This window comes from Thiomonas arsenitoxydans (assembly GCF_000253115.1).
In the GTDB taxonomy this organism is placed as follows: domain Bacteria; phylum Pseudomonadota; class Gammaproteobacteria; order Burkholderiales; family Burkholderiaceae_C; genus Thiomonas; species Thiomonas arsenitoxydans.
Genome location: NC_014145.1, coordinates 3,718,506 through 3,738,778 on the forward strand (window position 1 = coordinate 3,718,506; position 20,273 = coordinate 3,738,778).

Genomic DNA, 20,273 nt, shown 5'->3' on the forward strand with positions numbered 1-20,273 from the left:
CCCGGCGCCCGCCATGCCCGCTGTGCCCGTGCGCGACGCCCTCGGCCAGCCGATTGCCGCAGCCGACGCCCAGGCGCGCATCGCCAGCCTGGTTCCCAGCCTGACCGAAACCCTGTTCGCCCTCGGGCTGCGGCAGCACCTCGTGGCCCGCACCGGGTTCTGCGTGCATCCCCGCGCCGAGGTGCGCGCCATTCCCAAGGTCGGCGGCACCAAAGACGTCCACCTCGACGCCCTGCGCGCGCTGCAGCCCACCCATGTGCTAGTCAACATCGACGAAAACACCCGCGAAACCGTGGATGCGCTGCGCACCTTCGTGCCCCACATCATCGTCACCCATCCGCAAGCCCCGCAAGACAACCTGAGCCTGTTCGACCAGCTCGGCGCGGCCTTCGGCCGCCTGCCCGGCGTGACCGAGCGCGTCGCCGCCCTGCGCCAGCAGTTGCAAGCCGTACTGGAGGAGGTGCAAACCCGCCCCGGCGCGCCGCGCAAGGTGCTCTACCTCATCTGGCGCGATCCGTGGATGACCGTGGCGCGCGACACCTACATCAGCCAAAGCCTCGCCGCCGTGCGCTGGCACACCCTGCCCGAGGTGCTGGGCGGTGATGGCCTGCATCAGCCTGGCCGCAGCCGCTATCCGGTGTTCGACTGGTCGGCAGACTGGCTCGGCGCGGTGGACGAGGTGCTGCTGTCCAGCGAGCCCTATCGCTTCGGCGCCCGGCATGCGGCCGAAGTGCGCAGCCTGCTCGCCGCGCGCGGCTTGCCCCCGGCCGTGCGCTGCATCCCCGGCGAATGGGCCAGCTGGTACGGCGTGCGCGCCATCGACGGCCTCAGGCAACTCGCCGCACTGGCGCGCTGAAGCGGCTGGCCTCAGCGCCCAAGCGGGGCTACAGTCCAGTCATTCCATTTTCTTTATGTTTCCATCATGCCGCGCATCGCCTACTTACCGCAACACCACGCCGAGCCCGAAGAACTGGTGGCCGCCATACGCCAGCGGCGCGGCGGAGAACTGCTCAACCTCGACCGCATGCTGCTGCACAGCCCCGCATTCGCGCGCGGCTGGAATGGCCTGCTGGGCGCGGTGCGTGGCGAGCTGGAGCTCGAAGCCGATTTGCGCGAACTCGCCATTTGCGTCGTGGCGCGACTCAATGGGGCCGAGTATGAATTCATGCATCACGCCCCGCTGTTTCTAGCCGCCGGCGGCTGCGCCGAGCAGCTCGCGCTGCTGCACGACATTCCTGCGGCGGTGGAAAACCGGCTAGCGTTCTCCCCCCGCGAGCGCGCAGTGCTGGCGCTCACCTACGACATGACCCGGCGCGTGCGGGTGAGTGAAGCGCATTTCGCCGCCGTCCGCGCCTTGCTGTCGCCCAAGCAAGTGGTCGAGCTCGTCGGCGTGGTCGCCACGTACAACATGGTGTCGCGGTTCCTGGTGGCGCTCGACGTGGGCATAGAAGACCGCTCAGAGTCGGACGCGGCGCACTGAAGCAAAAAAGGGGACGGCATGAGCGCATTTTGGCCGCTGTTTGCGCAACAGGCGCTGCACTACCGCACCTTCACCCTGATCGTGATCGGCCTCGTGCTCGGAGCGCTGGCCTTGCTCACCAGCAAACGCGCGCGGCATGATCTGCGAGTGGCGCAAGTGCTGCTGCGCTGGTTTTTGCTGTGCGCCGTCGGCGTGGGTTTTCTGGGCGTAAGCCTGCAGCATCTGCTGCCGCACACCACCCCAGACCCGGCCGGTTTTCAGATCGGCCTGGCCGCCGCAGGGTTTGCCGCGGTAGGCGTGGCCAGCGCCTGGGGCGGCATCGGCATGCGGCTGGCCGCGCTGCTCGGGCCCACGGTCTGGATCGTCGGTGCACTGCTGGGCACACCGGCGGGCGCGGTCAGCGTGTTCCGGCCCGGTGATCTGCTCCTGCCGGTAGTCGGCTTTGCCCTGCTGGTCTGGCAGTTCCGCGCGCAGCGACACCGCAGCGTATTTGCCCGTTCGCGGCTTTGATCAATACCCCCCCCCCGAAAGCCTCGCTGCGCCCGGCCCTCTCCCCAAAGGGGGCGAGAACCCCTTGGGGCGGCCCGACGGGGTTCTCTGAACCTCTGGGTTGAAAACCGTCTGGCCTTGCCGCATATTCACGGTATTGCTATTTGGAACAACCGCCATGCTCATCGTCTGCCCCCACTGCGCCACGCTCAACCGCGTTCCCGACGACCGCCTGAAGGACGCTCCGGTCTGCGGGCAATGCGGTCAGGAAATCCTCCCGGCCGCCCCCGTCACCCTGACCGATGCCAACTTCGAGCGCTTCATCGCCAAAAGCGAGCTGCCCGTGCTGGTGGATTTCTGGGCGGAGTGGTGCGGCCCGTGCAAGATGATGGCGCCGCAGTTCGCCCAGGCGGCAACCCAGCTTCAAGGCCGGGCGGTGCTGGCCAAGGTGGACACCGACGCCAACCCGCAGGTTTCAGTGCGCAGCCGCATTCGCAGCATTCCCACCCTGGCGCTTTATCGCGGCGGGCAGGAAGTCAAACGCCAGTCCGGCGTCATGCCGGCGCAAGAACTGGTGCGCTGGGTGGGCGCATAAGTCGACGCATAAGTCGAGCCCCTCCGAATCGGCCTGCGACTCAACGCGACGCTTTGCCGGTCGCTTTGCTTGCTACCTTGACTGCCGCCTTGCCGCGTTTGGCCGCAGGCGATGCGGGCCGGGCGGGCGTTTTGCGGGCCGCATTGCCCACAGTCTTTGCAGCCGGTTTTTTCGCCGCGGCCTTCTTCGCCCCAGGTTTGGGCGAGTTCACCGGCGCGGCCGAACCCGCAGGCGTTGCCCCGTTCTCCTGCAACGCTTGGCTCGCCAACTCGGTGAACTGCTGGGTCATCGCGTTCCACCACTGCATCGGGTCAAACAGCGGCGATGCACCCGCTGCGGCCTGCGGCGGCTCGGCGGACTTAGCCGGCTCGGCTTGCGGCGCTTCCGAGGGCTGCACGGCGGCGGGCGCCGATGGCGGCTCGGCCACCATGCCCTTGGCGAAGTCCTGCATATCCACATTCATGGTCTTGAGCGCCCGCAAGGTCATGCGCTGCACCTCTAGCGCCTGAATCATGTTTTGCGTCATGCGCGCATTGGTTTCCAGCCAGCTCAGCACGGCCTTGAGGTCGGTGATCTTCTGCTCGATCTCTTCCACATCGAGGGTCGGCGCCACCCAGTTGGCAAACTGCGAAGGCATGCCCGCGCCTTTGAGCAGGGTCTGAAAAAACTCCATGCCGGGAATGAAATCCTTGAACTCGGGAATTTGCGCCATGACGGCCTCCTCATGCGTTGTGCGGGGGATGGGTGCAGCATACGCGCGGCGCTGCCAAGCGAGAACCCGCATCCGCCCTGCGAACACTCCCAAGCGAACGGCAAAATAGCTGGCATGTTTCCCCGCCCAAGCCACTTCGCCGCACGCCGTTGGCTCGCCACGAGGCCCTGGCCATGACGACCGATCGGCGTACCCGCGGGCGGCCGGGCTGGCGCACCATCGCGCTGCTCGCGCTGGGGGTGGTCGCCCTGCATCTGGCCGCGCTCGATTGGCTCGGCACCGCTTTCCGCCCCCTGGCCGCTGGCAAACTGCCCGAGCCGATCTACACCCAGCTTCTCAAACCCACGCCCCCCGTCGTCACTGCGGCACGCCCTGCGCTCGCGTCGCCGCCCAAGCCCGCCAAGGCGAAACGGCCACCGGCGCTACAGCCTGCACCCATGCCTGCTCCCGAGCCCGCAGCCGACATCGCCCGCCCCCGCCCAGCCGAAACCGTCGCCTCCTCCGCGCAGGCACCTCCGGCTCCGGTGCAGGCCCTCAGCGCGCCACCGCCGCCCACATCGGCGCCGCTTCTGGCCGCCGCTACCAGCCTGGGTGACCTGGCGCCAGCAGACCAAGTCAGCCAGCCCGCGCGTCCCATCCCCACCGAATCCAGCCCGGCCCCCACGGCCAGTGCACCGGCTTCAGCCGCGGCCCCGCGTCCCTGGCCACCCTCCACCCGGCTGTCCTACACCATTACCGGCTACTGGCGCGGCCACCTGCACGGCAGCGGCGCATTGGTCTGGACGGTCGATGGCGACCACTACGAGGCCCGCCTCTCCGGCAGCGCGCTGATCGGCTTTTCCTACCGCAGCACCGGCCGCATCGAAGGCGACTGGCTCGCGCCCTCGGAGTACACCGAGCGCGTATTCACCCGCGAGAAATCCGTGCGTGTCGACCGCGGCGACAACACCCTGCACTTCAGCGCCAGCCCCGCCGTGCTGCCCTTGCCGCCTCATGTGCAAGACAGCGCCAGCTTGTTTCTGCAACTCGCCAACCGCCTCAGCGTCGCCCCCGGCGACTTCCACCCCGGCGCCACGCTCAGCTTCGCCGTGGCCCGACCCAGCGGCATGGCGGACTGGGCCTTCACCATCGCCGGCATGGATATCGTGGATACCCCGATCGGATCACTGCCCTGCTGGCATATCGTGCGGCAGGCCACGCAGGCCAACGAACTCGGCGCGCAAATCTGGCTGTCGCCGCAGTTGCAAAACCTGCCCGTGCAAATCCGCTTGCAACACTCCGCTGATAGCTATCTGCTTTTCACTCTCGACCACGCCGAACAAGCCGGCGCGACGGCCCCAGCATCGGCCAAGCCATGAAAAACGCCGCGCAGAGCGCGGCGTGTGCGGCGGGGAAAAGAAAACGACTCAATGCGGCGGCAACACCGGAATCATCCAGGTCAGCACATGCTGCTGCAGATACACCAGGATGCCCAGCAGCAAGGTGAGAAACACGCTGTGCTTGAAGGTGCGGGCGAACACCACGCCCTCCTTGCCCTTGAGCGCCGTAGTCGAAACGCCCGTGGCGATGTTCTGCGGCGAAATCATCTTGCCCATCACCCCGCCGGACGAATTGGTCGCCGCCATCAGCACGGGATCGAAGCCCAGCTGCCGCGCGGCAACCACCTGCAGATTGCCGAACAGTGCATTGCCCGATGTGTCGCTGCCCGACAGGAACACCGCCACCCAGCCGAGAAAGGCCGATACCAGCGGAAATAGCGCGCCGACACCGGCTACTCCCAGCCCAAGCGTGTAACTCATGCCGGAATAGTTAAGCAAAAAGGCCAGACCGACAATCATGCACACCGTGAGCACCGCAATCCGCACCTGCACCCAGGCATCGCGCATCGCCGCAAAAAACTCCCCCACCGGCAGCCGCACCAGCACCGCCGTGATCACCGCAGACAACAAAATGGCCGTGCCCGTGCCCAAAGGCTGGAAGTCCCACAAGGCCACGTACGGCTTGTTGTAAAGCGTGATGAACACCTGTTTGTCCAGGCCCGGCCAGAGCACCTTGATCTCGCCAAACGCAAAAATCTTGGCATAGACCCAGAAAATCACCACCATGGTAATGACCACCCAGGGCAGCCAGCCACCATAGCCCACGCGCGCTTCATTCGGCGCGCGCACCGGGCGGGCAATGGCGAATTCCGGGTCGGGCGCCGGGCTCCAGATTTTAAGAAAACCAACCGTCAGAATCAGCGAGAACATCGAAGCCAGCACATCGGTCAGCTGATAACTGATGAAGTTCGATGAGACGAACTGCGCCAGCGCAAAGCTGCCGCCGGCCACCAGCAAAGCGGGCCACAAGGCGCGGATCGACCGCAGCCCTCCGTAAATCGCAATGACATAAAACGGCAACAGAAAGGCAAAAAACGGCAACTGTCGCCCCACCATCGCCGCCAGCGGCTCTGATGGCATGCTCGTTACCGCGCCCAACACCGTCAGCGGCACGCCCAATGCGCCAAACGCCACCGGCGCCGTGTTGAAAATCAGGGTGAAGGTCAGCGCCTCCAGCGCCGGGAAGCCCAGGCCGATGAGCAAGGCACTGGTAATCGCCACCGGGGTGCCAAAGCCCGCTATCCCTTCGAGCAGACAACCGAAGGAAAACGCCACTACCAGCAACACCAGCCGACGGTCGTTGGGCAGATGCTCCAGCATCCATAGGCGAAACATTTCAAACCGGCCCGACTTGACCGCCACGTTGTAGAGCACCAACGCGCCATACACGATCCACATCACCGGCAGCAAGGCAAACACCACGCCGAGCGCGACGGCATTGAACGCGAGCCCCAGCGGCAACTGCCAAACGCCAACAGCAATGATCAGTCCCGCGACCAAGCCCACCGCAGATGCCTGCCATGCCGGTCGCCGCAGCACACCCAGCATCAACAGCACGATGGCAATCGGAATGGCCGCCACCAAAAACGAGGGCAGCAAAGCGCCGCCCACCGGGGTCAGAATTTGATGAAACATGCTTGTCTCCCGCCCGATGGCTCGCTGTGCGCGCTCCGGGCCTATCAATGTGCGCTGTGAACAGTGAAATCCCCGCACACGCCAGTAATCCGTCCGTTGCGAAGTCTGGTTTGTGCAGCGCCGCAAGCCTATGAGCGCTCTGCAAGGCGAGCAAGCGAATCGCGGCAATTCTTACGTCTTGTTGCAGGTGAGCGATGACAGTCAACACAGATTTGCGATGCGTGCTGGCAATCCTCCGCGCAGACCCGGATGGACAAACCGGCGGTCAACGCAAGTCCATCGCCGGGCGTTGTGCATTTAACAAAGTTGCGCGTTTTTGTCGGGCTTGTTTTTTGCTTCGATGTCCACATCTCCTCATCAACCAGCGGAGAACCACCATGCAAACCATGATCTATGACTCAGACGCCTTTTGTGTCCTGCAGCTCGACTGGTCGGGCTCGCAGGAGTCTCGAACCGATCACGAAACCGACCTCTCTCGCGGCGGGTATGAAATCGTCGACAAATTCGCCCGCAAGGAAATTTTTCTGGGCGGCCGCGCGGCCGAAGGGTTTCGCGCCAGCGTGCAGCAACTCATCGCCCAAGAGCCCAGCAGCGAAGAAATCGACGATTTTCTCGACCGCTACTCCGCCCTCTCGCGGCAGTCTTTGCATGCGCATTGAATGAGCGCCCCAGGCGGGGTTCAGCCCGGGGCTACCGCCACGGCATAAGGTCGGGCGTGAGTTTCGCGCGCCAGCAGCACGCACAGCACCGACAAGGCAATCCAGGCCAGAAGCACACCGTTGGCTGCCTGAAATGCCGTGCCGTCATACAGCCGCGCGCCGCCCGCCTGCTGCCCCGTCCAGAACCGATCGAGCACCCAGCCCAGCAAAGGCAACTGCACCAGCGCGCCCACCATCACTCCTGTGTTGTGCACGCCCGATGCGGTACCCGCGAGCCGCTGCGGCACTGATTCCTTGGCCCAGGCGAAACCCACCACCATGCCGCCTGAGCCCACCGAACTCACCAGCAACGCCAGCAACAACAAGCTCCAGGGCGCCTGCGGCCAGGCCACCAGCAGGCCAAAGCCCGCCAGCATCATCACCCCGCCGAGCAAATAGGGCAATTTGCGTCGACGCAGCCGGTCCGAAACCCGCCCCCACAGCACCCCGCCCACCGAAAACGCCACCAGCATCGACGCCACCACCCACGAGGCCCGCCCCGCCGACATCTGCCGCTGCTGCACCAGAAACGGCATCCCCCAAAGGGTGGTGAAGGTCAAAAACGCGCCGCAAACTCCGCCGGGCGCGATGAACAGCAAAGCGGTATTGCGATAGCGCCAGACTTCGCCCAGACCCCGCCCGACCTCTCCCAGCGTCTGCGCCTTGCGCGCAGGCAGATAGCCGTCGAAACCCATGTCCTCTGGCCGGTTGCGAATGCGCAGCAAGGCCAGCAGCGACAAACCCAGGCACAGCACGCCCACCGCGCCGAGCACCCAACGCCAGCCGAAACTGTGCGACAAAATCAACAAAGGCGCTTGCGCCAACACCGCGCCCAGCGTGCCCAAGGCAAGCGACAACCCCGACATGGTGCCGAACACCCGCGGTGCAAACCACGCGGCGGAAAGCTCCAGCAACGACACCCAGGCCACGCCATGCCCCAGGCCGATCAGGGCCCGTGCCACGGCCGCCGACTCAAAGCTGCCCGCCACTGCAAACAGCAGCGCGCCGACCCCGGTCACCGCCTGCCCGACCACGATGAGAATCTTCGGGCCGAAACGATCGTTAGCGATGCCCGTCGGAATTTGCGAGGCCGCGTAAAAGTAGAAGTAGAACGACGCCAGATTGCCCAGCTGCGCGGCGTTCAGATGGAAGTCGCGCATCAAATCGACATTGAGCACGCCCGGCGTGACCCGCAGGAAAAACCCCACCATATAAGCCGCCGCCGCGATCCCCCACAGCAGCAAGGCCAGACGAACAGGAGGATGACGGAGCATGTGTGGCATCGGCTTGCTTGCTGAAACGGTGGGCAAAACAGAGCAGCTTACCCAATTCGGCCCGCTTGCGGCGAACAGCGGTGAAGCCTCATGAGAAAACGCAGAGCCGCCCCAAGTTTTCTTGTCCACCTCGCGGCTTGCAAGCCGCTCGGATTCGGCTCCGTCCAAGCTGCCACAGGGCAGCTTGGAGCCGCGGGCCTCATCCCCCTCGGGGGGCCTGACGCGAACGCGGCAGGTCTGGGGGCGCTCTCAAACCGCGCACATCGGCACGATTGACGCCCCGAGGCTCATGCGGGTCCCGCAGAAGCGCCACTTTCTTGTGTTGCATCAAAACCTTGCAATTTGATATTCATAGACTCCAAATCATGAATATCGCCGAACTGCCCCCCCAGACAGCGCCGAACCTCATCCTGCCGACGCCGATGCATCGGCTTGCCCGCCTGGAGCGCATGGCCGGCGGAGATGTCGTGCGCATACTCAAGGCTCTGGCGCACCGCGAGCGTCTGGCCATTCTCTGCCTGCTGATGGATGGCGAGCGTTGCGTGCGTGAACTCGAACACGAGGTCGGCATGCGCCAGGCCGCTTTGTCACAACAACTCGCCAAGCTGCGCGCCGAAAACATCGTCGAAGCCACCCGCCGCGGCCGCTTCGTGCACTACCACATCAAAAGCCAGCAGGTGCTCAACGTCGTCCGCGCCCTGTGTCCGGCTGAATGAGTGCCGATCTGACAGGCCTGTCAAGAATTTCGCCCTTACTTGCCAAGATAGGTGGCTTGAACCTCGGGCGATTCGAGTAATTCGATCGCGTTCCCCTGGAGCGCGATTTTGCCCGTCTCCATCACATAGCCTCGGTCGGCAAATTTCAGAGCCATGCGGGCGTTCTGCTCGACAAGCAGAATCGTCAATCCTTGCGTGCGGATTTTGCGCAAGGCCCGAAAAATATCTCGCACAACGATGGGAGCCAACCCGAGGCTCGGCTCGTCCAACAACAACAACTTGGGTTTGGAGATCATGGCGCGGCCGATGGCAAGCATCTGCTGCTCCCCGCCCGACAAAGTGCCCGCCAATTGACGAGCGCGCTCCCGCAAACGAGGAAACAACACCAACACCTCCTCCACGCTGGCACTCGTCTCTGCTGGCGGCCGGGTATAGCCGCCCAGGATCAGGTTTTCCATCACCGTCAAGGTCGGAAAGACGCGCCGCCCCTCTGGCACTTGCGAAATGCCCAGTCCCACAATCCGGTCTGCCGAGGTGTGGGCAATACTCTTCCCCAAAAACTGGACATCACCGGAATGGGGCCGCAATAAGCCACTGATGGTGCGCATCAGCGTCGTTTTGCCCGCGCCATTGGCGCCGAGCAAAGTCACGATCTCACCTTGCTCCACATGCAGGGTTACCCCTTTGAGCGCCTGGATCTGACCGTAGCGCACGTCTAGATCGGTGATTTCAAGCATTCTCACGGCGCCGCTCCTGTGGAGTACCCTTGCGCCTCTTCCACTTCGTCACCCTCGTCGTTGCCAAGGTAGGCTTCGATCACATCTGGATTGGTCCTAATTTCTTCTGGCGTACCTTCGGCAATCTTGCGTCCAAAATTGATGCAGACGATGCGATCGGTGACGTTCATGACCACATTCATGTCATGCTCCACCAACAGGATGGAGATGCCCTCATCGCGCATCGACAAAATGGTCTGATTGAGCGCCGACGACTCCTGATCGTTCAGGCCGGCGGCCGGCTCGTCCAGAATCAGTAGTCTCGGACGTGCAATCAGGGCCCGTGCCAATTCGACGCGGCGCTGCACGCCGTAAGGCAGGGAGGCGACGTCCTCCTGCGCCAGATGCGCCAAATCCAGACGCTCGAGCAGCGTCATGCTGCGACTGCGAAGATCCTTCTCTTCCCTGCGCTGTGCAGGCGTAGAAAGCAGCCCCTGCCACCAAGCCTGGTGCGTCTGCAAATGCAGCCCCGCCAAAACATTCGCCAGCACACTCTGCCCATAAAACAAGCGAATTGTCTGGAATGTGCGAAAGATTCCCCCACGCGCAATCCGGTGAGGTGCCCATCCGGTAATGTCATGGCCCTCCAGAAAAATCTTCCCAGAGCTTGGCTTGTATACCCCGGTGATCAGGTTAAAGGCCGTAGTTTTGCCCGCACCATTGGGGCCGATCAAGCCCATGACCTGTCTGTTTTCCACCGTAAAGCTCAGATCAGCGACCGCCTGCAGGCCCCCGAAGCGGATACCCACATCCTTGAGTTGCAGCAGCGCCCCACTCATTTCTGCCCCCGCCGAGGCCAGATGCCTTGGGGGCGCAGCACCATCACGACCACCATGGCGATGCCGAATATGAAGTACCGATATTCAGCAAAACTCCGGAATATCTGTGGCACCACAAACATCAAAACCGTACCCAGCAGCACCCCAGGAATCGAACCCTGCCCTCCAACCAACACAATCGCAAACAGAGTGACTGACTCGGTAAAAACAAACGCACCCGGACTGACAGCAGCCATCAGAGTAGCGAACAAAGTACCCGCAAAGCCCGCCAGTGCCGCACCCAATGCAAATGCCAGCACCCGATACGCCCTGGCATCCACGCCCATGGTGGTTGCGGCGAGTTGATCATGCTTTAGGTAATAAAACACTCGCCCCAGATGAGACCGATCCAGATTGCGAATCAAAAGCAGAATCACCGCAAATGCCAGCCAATCCAGCCAGAATTGCGCATTCTGGCTAGAAAGCGAAAAGCCGAAAAGGCTCGGTACGCCGATTCCAAAAATCCCGTCGGACCCACCTGTCAAATGCCCGAGATTGTTCCTCAGCGCAAGAACAAAAATTGCGTTGAAGCCGATAGTCGCCACCAGGAGATAATCCCCACGCAATTTCACAATAGGTGCTGCCAGCACCGCTCCAACCAGCCCCGCAACCAGAATGGCAACAGGCCACGTTGCAAAAATCGGCCAGTTAAAGTGTGTGTTCAATATCGATGTGACATACGCTCCGACACCAAAATACACCGCGTGCCCCATATCAAACATGCCAGCTCGCCCCAATACAATATCCTGACTGAGTGCAACAATGGCATACACCGCAAAAAGAGCGGCAATAAATACCCAAGTCTGATCAAGCACCAAAGGAATTGCCAGCCCAATAGCCCACAATGCCGCCCCTAGCCAGCCGTTACCCAACAACTCTCCTGGCGACTTCATACTTTTTCCGCCACTCGTTCGCCGAGTAGCCCGGTCGGCCGCACCAGCAAGATGCCAATCAACAACGCAAAAGTGATCGCCTCTTGCCAGGAACTGGAAATGAAACCCGCAGCAAGCGCATTGAAAAGCCCGAGCAACACACCACCAAGCATGGCTCCAGGAATGTTCCCAATTCCACCGATGATGGCGGCGATAAACGCACTCAGTCCGTAATTCCAACCCATCGTGAAATAAACTTGCCGATAATAAAGGCCGATAAACAGCCCACCAATCGCACCGATGGCCGGACCGATCACGAATACACTGGCGATCACACGATTCACATTGATGCCCATTAGCCTTGCTGCATCCTGATCACTGGCGGAGGCCCGCATGGCAGTACCAAAACGAGTGTGGTGAACAAACCAATAAAGCAAAGCCATCAATAGGGCTGAACCGAGCATGATGAGCACCTGGATCAGATCGATTCGCGCGCCTGCAAACTCCCAGTGCATAGCGGGCAGCAGATTACTGGGGAATACCCGAAGCTGGGGCCCCCAGATGATCATGATGCCGTTCTCGATGAAGAGCGACGCTCCTAATGCAGAAACCACGGCCGACAGACGATCCGCCTTACGCAATGGACGATATGCCGTGAACTCTAGCACCAAGCCAGCAACGCCAACCACCACCGCAGCCAGAATAAATGCCCCAGCGAGCAAAAATAAATGGCTTTGTCCTGTTCCCGCACCCATACCCAGCGCAACAAGACCAATATAAGCGCCGAAAATGCAGAGATCCCCATGGGCAAAGTTGATCAACTTGAGAATGCCATAAACCATGGTATATCCCAAAGCAATCAAAGCGTAGATGCCTCCCACCGTCAAACCATTGACGATTTGCTGAAGCAATGTTCCAAACATGAAAGCTACTCCTGTTACAGGCCAGCTGTTCTGGCCTGCACAATCCGTAGCGTTCACGAATTGTGCAGAGGTCTCAATTGTTGTTTTACTTAGCTACCGCCGTGGCTGGATAGGTGATTTTGTATCCGCCACTCGGTGTCACCTCAAAGGCCACATAAGGGCTGCCCGTCCGTTCTCCTACAGAATTCCAGGAAAACGTCCCTGTCAATCCTTTGAAGTCGTCTAATTTATGCAGAGCCGGTATCAACTTGGCCGGTTCAACACTCTTGATTTTTTCTGCGGTGTACAAAATGGCGCGCAGGCCATCTGCGTTGGTCAAGGTAAAAATGCTGGGCGGCTCATGGCCATAGGCGGTCTTGAATTCCGCCAAAAACTCTTTGGCTGCCGGGTAGGGCAGATCTTGCGGGGCCGGCACATTAATGATGACTGCGCCGGCTGCAGCATTACCCGCAATTTTTGCAAAGGCGACATTCTGGTTGGCGTCCCCGCCCACGAATTTTGCCTTCATACCGAGTTGCGCCATTTGCGCCTTCACCAAACCGCCATCGGTGTAATACCCTGAAAAATAAACCACTTGTGGGTTGAGCGCGTTCAGTTTGGTCAATACGGGCGTGAAATTCTGCGATCCGGCGTTGATGAACGCTTTATCGAGGACATCAATACCTTCCTTTTTCGAGTCGGCCACAACAGCGTCAGCGAGCCCAGTTGAAAAACTCGAATGATCCGTCAGCACAGCAATACGCTTGTATCCCATCGCTTTGAAGTAGCCGGCCGTGAACAAGGCCTCGGCGCTGTTGGGCGGGGCGTTACGAAAGAAAGTCTTGTAACCCCTGGAGGTCAGTTCATCGCTGGTGCCGTCAGAGGTCTGGATGATGTTTGCACGGGCATAAATCGGCTGCGCAGCAAGGGCTGCCCCACTCGTGTAACTGCCGATAACCGCCAGCACGCCGTCATTGGTCAACTGACGTGCACAAATTGCGGCTGGTGCGGCCTCGCCTTGGTCATCGCACACCTTCACTTCGAGTTGGTGTCCGAGCAATCCGCCTTTGGCGTTGGTCTGCTTGACGATCAGTTTCACGGCGTCTGCGATGCCCTGCCCTTCGTTGGCGTACTGACCCGTGATCGGCGCCTGAACACCGATGAGCAAAGGTTTGGCTGCAAACGCTGGGGCCGCTGCAAAAAATAGTGCGGCAACCGTTATGCCTAACTGGCGTTTGGTGAGTTTCATGCGAGTCTCCTGGATATGACATGCCTTGAGGGCTGATGATCACAGGCCTGATCGGAAAAGCGTCGCACGCAAACTTCGCAGTTTGCGGTTGCTTCTATACAGACCCATGTGGGGCCATAGGGCTCCGTTTGTCATTCCATCCTATGCCGGGTTTCGCGATCAAACCAGTTGGGGTTGTAGCAATATGTAACCCAAGGAGTTCCCTATGAACCTCATCCGTAACTGCACTTCACCAAGTGCCGTGCAGCCCCCAGTACACGATAAAAACCAGCACCAGGGTGGATATCGCCCACCCCCAAGGGGGCATCATGCCCCACAGTCGGTCGAGGGCACCGGCGCCGTCGTCCACCGGCAGTTGCCCGCGCATGACCTGATCGAAGCGGGAGAAAAAGGTTTCCGCCAGACTCTGCGCCGTGCTGTCCACCGTGCCCTTGCCCAGCTGGCCGATGGCGCCGCCCACCTCGGCGGTAGCCTGGTAGTTCATCTGCGTGCCGCCGTCTGCCGTGGGTTGCAACGCGACCAGGGCGCGGCCCAGGCCAAAACCGGCGCTCCCCGCGTTGCCCTCGAAGCGCAGTACGTAGCTGTGCGGCGGGTTGGGGTCCTCCAGCGTGAGTGTGCTGCTGAAGCGCGTCTTGAACCCGGCGACCGCCAGCACTTGCACGATCTCGAAATGTCCCGAACCGGTGTCGGTGATCGATTCGCAACCTGGAATACAGGCTTTGAGCACTTCCGGGCTGTTGAGCGCCTCCCAGGTTTTCTGCGGGCTGGTCGGCAGTAGCCATTTCCCTTTGACATCCATTTCGGTCTCCATGTCGTCTCACCCAGCCGCCTCGTTCGAATCATCGGACGGCAGACAGGCATATATCAAGACCAGCTTATATTCTGTGACTGACGACAGAAGCAAGCTGCGATGCAGCAAAATCGGGAAACTCCTATTCGGGGCATTACCGATCCGCCCGCTTCGGCGCCTTTCTTCCGCGCTGTTCCAAGGGCCTACACTGATCGGCTCTGGTGTTTCATCGGACGGATAACCATGCAGATCACCGTGCTCGACGACTATCAGGATGCGGTGCGCAAGCTCGATTGCGCGCAGCAGCTCGACGGTCACGACCTCAAGATATTCAACAACACCGTCAAAGGCGTAGGTCAGCTCAGCGTGCGCCTGCGCGACACCCAGGCGCTGGTGCTGATTCGCGACCGCACCGTGCTGTCGAGGCAATTGCTGGAAAAGTGCCCCAAGCTGCAGCTCGTGGTGCAGACCGGCCGGATCGGCCCGCATGTGGATGTGCAAGCGTGCAGTGATCTGGGCATCGCCGTAGCCGATGGGCAGACCGACCCCGGCGTCACCGCCGAGCTGACCTGGGCGCTGGTGCTGGCCGCCATGCGGCGTCTGCCGCAGTATGTCGCCAGTCTGAAGCATGGTGCATGGCAGCAGGCCGGGCTGAAGTCGCAGTCGATGCCGCCCAATTTCGGTCTCGGTCAGCGCCTCGCGGGCAAGACGCTGGGCATCTGGGGCTATGGCCGTATTGGCCAGCGCATTGCGCGGTACGGGCAGGCTTTCGACATGCGGGTTCAGGTCTGGGGCAGCGAGGCCTCACGCACGCGCGCTGCTGAACAAGGCTTGCTGGCGGCCGAGTCGCGTGAAGCCTTCTTCGCCACCAGCGATGTGCTCAGCCTTCACCTGCGCCTCACCGACGCCACCCGCCATCTCATCACCCTGGCCGATCTGTCGCTGATGCAACCCACCTCTTTGCTCGTCAACACCGCCCGCCCCGACCTCCTCGCCCCGGATGCGTTGGTGGCCGCGCTCAATCGCGGCCGGCCGGGTCTGGCGGCGGTCGATGTGTTCGAAGCCGAGCCGATTCTGCAAGGCCATCCGCTACTGCGACTGGAAAACGCCATCTGCACGCCGCACATCGGCTTTGTCGAGCAAGATCACTACGAGCAGATGTTCGCCCAGGCCTTCCAGACCATCGCCCAGTTTGCCGCGGGCGATCTGAGCGCGGCGATCAATGCAGGCGATTTATCGCCGCGCCGACCTTGATTTATTTGCCGATACAGAAACTGGAAAAAATCGCCCCGAGCAGATCGTCCGGGGTGTATTCGCCGGTGATCGCCATCAGCGCCTGATGCGATAGCCGCAGTTCTTCGGCGAGCAGATCCAGCGGCGCCTGCGCGTCCAGCTCGATCAGGTGCAAGGCCGCTCCGAGGTGTTGCCCGGTCTGCTCCAGCGCCTGCACATGGCGCTGGCGGGCGATGAACACGCCCTCGCTGGTCGGCTGCGCCCCTGCCAGTTGCAGCAGCTTGAGACGCAGTTCCTGCAGACCGTCTCCGGTCGCGGCGGAAATCCAGACCGACTCACCGGCCTCCACGCCCCATTGCGCCCAGACTTGCGGCAATAGCCGCGCCTGGGCGCCGGTCTCGACGCAATCGCGCTTGTTGAAAACGTGGAGCAGGGGCGCGCCCTTGGGGAGTCCGCGGGCGATTTCCGCCTCGGCCTGGGCATAGCCCGGCGCCTGCAGACGAGTGAGATCGTGCAGGAACACCACCACATCCGCACCGGCGATGGCGTGCCAACTGCGCTCCACGCCGATGCGCTCCACCGCGTCGGCGCTGTCGCGCAGGCCTGCGGTATCGACGATGTGCAAGGGCACGCCCTCGATCTGGATGGTCTGGCTGACCTTGTCTCGCGTCGTGCCCGCAATGGGCGTAACGATGGCCAGCTCGGCCCCCGCCAATGCGTTGAGCAAGGAGCTCTTGCCCACATTCGGCTGCCCTGCCAGCACCACCTGGAGTCCTTCGCGCAGCAGTGCGCCCTGCCGCGTCTTGGCCTGCACCTGCTGCAGCGTCTGCTGCAAAGCCTGCAAACGCCGCTGCGCCTGTGCCTGGCGCAAAAAGTCGATGTCTTCCTCGGGAAAATCGAGCGTGGCCTCGACCAGCAGGCGCAACTCGACCAACTCGGCGGCCAGTGCGCGCACCGCCTGCGACAACTCGCCCGCCAGCGCCCGGGTGGCGCTGCGAGCGGCCGCCTCGGTACTGGCCTCGATCAGATCAGCCACACTCTCGGCCTGCGCCAGATCGAGTTTGCCGTTCAGAAACGCGCGCCGGGTGAACTCGCCGGGCTGCGCCACCCGCAAGCGTGAAGACGCCCCCAGTTCGAGCAGCCGCGCCAGCAACAGTTGCAGCACCACCGGCCCACCGTGGATCTGCAGCTCCAGCACGTCTTCTCCGGTGTAGGAATGCGGCGCCGGAAAAAACAGCGCCAGCCCTCGGTCGATCACCCCGCCCTGACCATCCCCGAACGGCAGGTAAGTGGCATGACGCGGCAGCAGCACACGGCCTGTGATGGCCTGCGCCAAAGCCCCGAGCGATTTGCCCGAAGCCCGGACGATGCCCACGGCGCCGCGACCGGGTGCCGTGGCAATGGCCACGATCGGATCGGCGTCTTGCGCCAACAGATTCATGGCCGGGCAACCGCGCGGATCGAATGGGCCTTTGAGTGGGCCTTTACTTGGCCGCCGCTGTGGTGTCGGTCAACACACCCACGCCCATCTTCTTGTTGATGAACCACTGCTGCGCAATCGACGTGGTGTTGTTGGTCAGCCAGTACAACACCAGACCGGCCGGGAAGAAGAAGAACATGATGGAAAACGCCGCCGGCATGATCCACATCAGCCGCGCCTGCATCGGGTCGGGCGGGGTCGGGTTGAGCTTGACCTGCAGGAAAGACGTAGCCGTCATGATGGCCGGCAGGATGTAGTACGGGTCTTTGGCCGACAGATCGTGGATCCACAGAATCCACGGCGCGCCGCGCAGTTCCACGCTCGACAGCAGCACCCAGTACAGCGCGATGAACACCGGGATCTGGATCACGATCGGCAGGCAGCCGCCCAGCGGATTGATCTTCTCCTTGCGGTACAGCTCGACCATGGCCTGATTCATCTTCGCCTGATCGCCCTTGTACGACTCGCGCAGCGCGTTGATGCGCGGCCCTACGGCCTTCATGCGCGCCATCGACTTATAGCTCGCCGCCGTCAGCGGGAAGAACGCCAGCTTGATCAGCAGCGTGAGCACGATGATCGACCAGCCCCAGTTCTGCACCACTTTGTGGATCATCTCCAGCAGCCAGAAAATCGGCTTGGCCAAAATGGTCACCCAGCCGTAGTCCTTCACCAGCTCAAGGCCGGGGGCGAGCGCGCCCAGCGTGCTCTCCAACTCAGGGCCGACGAACAGCTTGGCATCGGTGGTGATGCTCTTGCCCGGAGCAATTTGTGACAGCGGCTGGATCACCCCCACCGCATACAGGTTGTCGCCCAGCTTGCGGGTATAAAGGTCACGCGAGCCTTCATAGGGCTCAGGCACCCAGGCCGAAACGAAGTAGTGCTGAATCATGGCGACCCAGCCGCTGTCGGCCTTCTTGGGCGCCTCGTTGGTCTTGAGATCCTTGAACTCGAACTTCTGGAATTTGTTGGCGTTGTCGTAATACGCCGGGCCGGTATAGGTGTGATAGAAGTGCGACTCGTCACCCGCAGGCGTGTTGCCGTCGCGCACGAGCTGCATATACATCTGCGGCGCCACCGCGACACTGCCGGTGTTGGTGATGGTGTTCTGCACATTCACCACATAGCTGTCTCGGGTGAAGGTGTAGGTGCGCTCGAGTTTGATGCCGCCCAGATCGGGCGAGACCAGTTTGACCTGCAGCGTCTTGGCGTTGCCCATGTCGCGCGGGCCAGGCAGCACCGTCATCTCGGTTTCATGGTTGGGAAAATCGCCCCCGATCAAGCCCGACTGCGCCATGTATATATTGCTCGGCGTATCGTCGAACAAGATCACGTTCTTGCCCGGCTCGGTGCGGCTCTCATACTTGAGCAGCTTGGCATAGACCAGATTGCCGCCGCGCGAAGAAATTTTCACATCCATCAGATCGGTGCGGATGGTGGTGAGCTGGGCCGCGGGAGCGGCGGACGCCGCTGCGACCGGGGCGGACAGCGGCGCGGTTGCCGCAGCACCGGCGATATTTGGCGGCGTAGCCGCGGTAGGCGCCGCCTGCGGCACTGCGCTGGTCGGCGCGCTGGCGACTTGCGCCGGATGGGCCGGTGGCGTTCCGAACAAATCCGTCTCGCCGTTGTAGCGCAGCCAGGAGTTGTACAGAAAAATCATCGACATGGTGAAAACCACCCAGAGAACCGAACGGCGGAGATCCATACGCAAATCCTGTTGTAGTGATGCAGAAGTGCCCGATGGCTTCAGGGCTTGGGGGTAAACGATGAAGCACTCAGGGGTGAAGCAGAGGGAAATGAAACCGGGCTTTCCGGCCCCTCAGCGCTGGTACCCGACACGCCAGTCGAGACCGATTCATCAAACTTAGACGCGCTATTGTGCATGGGCAGCGGTGACACAGCCTGCGCCCCATCTGAAGCAATCGCATCTGACGCTTCGTCCTCTTCCGTCCGTCGGCGCCAGGGCGCCCAGGTGAAAGCGTCTGGCACCGGCTCATGCCCCCCCTGACACCAGGGCTGGCACCGCAAAATTCTGACCGCGCCTAGATAGCTGCCCGCCGCCGCCCCATGCCGCTCCAGCGCTTCGATGGTGTATTGCGAACAAGTGGGGTAAAAACGGCATTGCCCGCCCACCCAAGGGCTCAGCAGCAGACGGTACAGCCGTACCAGACCGATCAGAACAGACTTCATGCGGCACTTCGCCCAGTCACCACGACGGTGCGTTCGATCCAGCTTTTGAGCAAAGCGTTCACCGCCTGCTGCACATAGGCCAGCAAAGCCGGTGAACGGGCGCTGCGGAATTCTGCGGGCAATTTACGTGTCAACCGCAGCATCAACACCGGTGCCTGCATCTGTGCCTCGCTCGGCAGCCGCAACTCACGCAGCGCCTGGCGCATCACCCGCTTGATCAGATTGCGCCGTACCGCCGGTTTGCAGAACTTTTTCGGAATGACCAGACCAAGCCAGCAGCGCGGCTGGGCAGAGGCAGGGGCGGCGTCTGGCACCCACTCGGTCGGCGCCGCACGGTAGTGCAGGCGAAATTCAGCCTGTTGCGCGTAGCGCGCAGCAAACATCGCGGCAAACGCTTCGGGTTGCCGCAACATTTCGAGATGCAGAGTGCCCGATCGCGAGATCGGCTGATCTGCCATGACGTCCCCGACTGTCGAAAGATCGATATCGGCAGCCCGCAAAGCAGCAAGCCGCAGATCGTTCAAACCCAACAGCCCAGCGGATCTTAGACAGCCAGACGTTTGCGGCCCTTGGCGCGGCGTGCATTGATGACCGCGCGGCCACCCCTGGTCTTCATCCGCACCAAAAAGCCGTGGGTACGCTGACGGCGGGTCTTCGAAGGTTGATACGTACGTTTCATGAAACTCACCTTGATAAAAATAGAAGCTGCGCGCCTGGACCTGTGCCTTCATGCTGTGCACACTCATGCACACCACCCCACGAATCCAAAATACGCGCGCCGAAAAAACTTAAAGTCGCAAACTTGAAGTCTTGCTACGCGCAAGACCAAGATTCCGAAAAAAAGCCCTCCATTGGACTGAGATTCCATCCTCTTGTCAATCAAAAGAGGTTTTTCCAGAAAGCCCAGGCCCTGATGACCTTCAAAACGGCATTCAAAACCAACGATCATCCGCCTCAAATGCGCCCTGCAGCGCAAGCCCCCGGCCCC

The 20,273-nt window shown here is 61.9% G+C and carries 21 protein-coding genes and 1 pseudogene; 8 read left to right on the forward strand and 14 right to left on the reverse strand.

Translation table 11 applies throughout. The features are described from left to right. Positions 1 to 13 precede the first annotated feature (13 nt). The 4 genes from THI_RS17530 to trxC all read left to right on the forward strand — a co-directional run bounded on the left by THI_RS17530 (position 14) and on the right by trxC (position 2,564). On the forward strand, positions 14 to 856 hold the full coding sequence (locus THI_RS17530; protein WP_013107586.1) for a helical backbone metal receptor: 843 nt from the start codon (positions 14 to 16) through the stop codon (positions 854 to 856). A 66-nt stretch (positions 857 to 922) separates the two neighbouring features. Next, the gene (locus THI_RS17535; protein ID WP_013107587.1) at positions 923 to 1,480 is read left to right on the forward strand and encodes a carboxymuconolactone decarboxylase family protein; all 558 of its coding nucleotides are present in this window, start codon (positions 923 to 925) and stop codon (positions 1,478 to 1,480) included. Positions 1,481 to 1,498: 18 nt separating this feature from the next. Next, positions 1,499 to 1,990, forward strand: a complete 492-nt coding sequence (locus tag THI_RS17540; protein ID WP_013107588.1) for a DUF6790 family protein — start codon at positions 1,499 to 1,501, stop codon at positions 1,988 to 1,990. 157 nt (positions 1,991 to 2,147) lie between these two features. Then, positions 2,148 to 2,564 (forward strand): thioredoxin TrxC, encoded by a 417-nt coding sequence (gene trxC, locus THI_RS17545; RefSeq protein WP_013107589.1) that lies wholly within the window; start codon positions 2,148 to 2,150, stop codon positions 2,562 to 2,564. A 40-nt stretch (positions 2,565 to 2,604) separates the two neighbouring features. Here trxC and THI_RS17550 read toward each other — a convergent pair whose 3' ends face one another. Further along, entirely contained in the window at positions 2,605 to 3,276 is a 672-nt protein-coding gene (locus THI_RS17550) for a PhaM family polyhydroxyalkanoate granule multifunctional regulatory protein (RefSeq protein WP_013107590.1), read from the reverse strand. Between the two features lie 173 nt (positions 3,277 to 3,449). On the opposite strand from THI_RS17550, the gene THI_RS17555 reads away from it, so the two are divergent. Beyond that, on the forward strand, positions 3,450 to 4,634 hold the full coding sequence (locus THI_RS17555) for a DUF3108 domain-containing protein (RefSeq protein ID WP_013107591.1): 1,185 nt from the start codon (positions 3,450 to 3,452) through the stop codon (positions 4,632 to 4,634). Between the two features lie 48 nt (positions 4,635 to 4,682). Here the strand turns inward: THI_RS17555 and THI_RS17560 are convergent, their stop codons facing one another. Beyond that, positions 4,683 to 6,290 (reverse strand): L-lactate permease, encoded by a 1,608-nt coding sequence (locus THI_RS17560; RefSeq protein WP_041609065.1) that lies wholly within the window; start codon positions 6,288 to 6,290, stop codon positions 4,683 to 4,685. Positions 6,291 to 6,667: 377 nt separating this feature from the next. Here THI_RS17560 and THI_RS17565 point away from each other — a divergent pair, with 377 nt between their 5' ends. Further along, entirely contained in the window at positions 6,668 to 6,949 is a 282-nt protein-coding gene (locus tag THI_RS17565; protein WP_013107593.1) for a BTH_I0359 family protein, read from the forward strand. A gap of 20 nt (positions 6,950 to 6,969) precedes the next feature. On the opposite strand, the gene THI_RS17570 is transcribed toward THI_RS17565, so the two are convergent. Further along, on the reverse strand, positions 6,970 to 8,262 hold the full coding sequence (locus tag THI_RS17570; protein ID WP_141130491.1) for an MFS transporter: 1,293 nt from the start codon (positions 8,260 to 8,262) through the stop codon (positions 6,970 to 6,972). A gap of 365 nt (positions 8,263 to 8,627) precedes the next feature. Between THI_RS17570 and THI_RS17575 the strand changes: the two genes are divergently transcribed. Next, positions 8,628 to 8,978, forward strand: coding sequence for an ArsR/SmtB family transcription factor (locus tag THI_RS17575; protein WP_013107595.1), 351 nt, complete (start codon positions 8,628 to 8,630; stop codon positions 8,976 to 8,978). A 35-nt stretch (positions 8,979 to 9,013) separates the two neighbouring features. Here THI_RS17575 and THI_RS17580 read toward each other — a convergent pair whose 3' ends face one another. The 6 genes from THI_RS17580 to THI_RS17605 all read right to left on the reverse strand — a co-directional run bounded on the left by THI_RS17580 (position 9,014) and on the right by THI_RS17605 (position 14,394). Next, positions 9,014 to 9,715, reverse strand: a complete 702-nt coding sequence (locus THI_RS17580) for an ABC transporter ATP-binding protein (RefSeq protein ID WP_013107596.1) — start codon at positions 9,713 to 9,715, stop codon at positions 9,014 to 9,016. Positions 9,716 to 9,717: 2 nt separating this feature from the next. Then, positions 9,718 to 10,533, reverse strand: a complete 816-nt coding sequence (locus THI_RS17585; protein ID WP_013107597.1) for an ABC transporter ATP-binding protein — start codon at positions 10,531 to 10,533, stop codon at positions 9,718 to 9,720. Next, complete coding sequence (locus THI_RS17590; RefSeq protein WP_013107598.1) at positions 10,530 to 11,465, reverse strand: branched-chain amino acid ABC transporter permease; 936 nt, start codon at positions 11,463 to 11,465, stop codon at positions 10,530 to 10,532. Before THI_RS17590 ends, THI_RS17585 begins: the two co-directional genes overlap by 4 nt. Continuing rightward, the gene (locus THI_RS17595; protein ID WP_013107599.1) at positions 11,462 to 12,367 is read right to left on the reverse strand and encodes a branched-chain amino acid ABC transporter permease; all 906 of its coding nucleotides are present in this window, start codon (positions 12,365 to 12,367) and stop codon (positions 11,462 to 11,464) included. The genes THI_RS17590 and THI_RS17595 overlap by 4 nt, the downstream gene beginning before the upstream one ends. Positions 12,368 to 12,452: 85 nt before the next feature. Beyond that, positions 12,453 to 13,595: a branched-chain amino acid ABC transporter substrate-binding protein gene (locus THI_RS17600; RefSeq protein ID WP_013107600.1), complete on the reverse strand. Its 1,143-nt coding sequence runs from the start codon at positions 13,593 to 13,595 to the stop codon at positions 12,453 to 12,455. Between the two features lie 229 nt (positions 13,596 to 13,824). Then, positions 13,825 to 14,394 carry an SRPBCC family protein gene (locus THI_RS17605; RefSeq protein WP_013107601.1) on the reverse strand — a complete coding sequence of 190 codons (570 nt, stop codon included), beginning with the start codon at positions 14,392 to 14,394 and terminating at the stop codon, positions 13,825 to 13,827. 234 nt (positions 14,395 to 14,628) lie between these two features. On the opposite strand from THI_RS17605, the gene THI_RS17610 reads away from it, so the two are divergent. Then, positions 14,629 to 15,639, forward strand: a complete 1,011-nt coding sequence (locus tag THI_RS17610; protein WP_013107602.1) for a D-2-hydroxyacid dehydrogenase family protein — start codon at positions 14,629 to 14,631, stop codon at positions 15,637 to 15,639. 1 nt (position 15,640) lies between these two features. Here THI_RS17610 and mnmE read toward each other — a convergent pair whose 3' ends face one another. From mnmE to rpmH, 5 genes and pseudogenes are all read right to left on the reverse strand, one after another. After that, positions 15,641 to 17,059: a tRNA uridine-5-carboxymethylaminomethyl(34) synthesis GTPase MnmE gene (gene mnmE / locus THI_RS17615; protein ID WP_013107603.1), complete on the reverse strand. Its 1,419-nt coding sequence runs from the start codon at positions 17,057 to 17,059 to the stop codon at positions 15,641 to 15,643. A gap of 43 nt (positions 17,060 to 17,102) precedes the next feature. After that, entirely contained in the window at positions 17,103 to 18,800 is a 1,698-nt protein-coding gene (gene yidC / locus THI_RS17620) for a membrane protein insertase YidC (protein WP_013107604.1), read from the reverse strand. A gap of 278 nt (positions 18,801 to 19,078) precedes the next feature. After that, positions 19,079 to 19,285, reverse strand: a pseudogene (yidD, locus tag THI_RS19445) (membrane protein insertion efficiency factor YidD); the annotation flags it as partial. Continuing rightward, on the reverse strand, positions 19,282 to 19,743 hold the full coding sequence (locus tag THI_RS17625; RefSeq protein WP_013107606.1) for a ribonuclease P protein component: 462 nt from the start codon (positions 19,741 to 19,743) through the stop codon (positions 19,282 to 19,284). The gene THI_RS17625 and the pseudogene yidD, both read right to left, overlap by 4 nt. Positions 19,744 to 19,829: 86 nt before the next feature. Beyond that, entirely contained in the window at positions 19,830 to 19,964 is a 135-nt protein-coding gene (gene rpmH, locus THI_RS18665) for a 50S ribosomal protein L34 (RefSeq protein WP_013107607.1), read from the reverse strand. Positions 19,965 to 20,273: the final 309 nt, after the last annotated feature.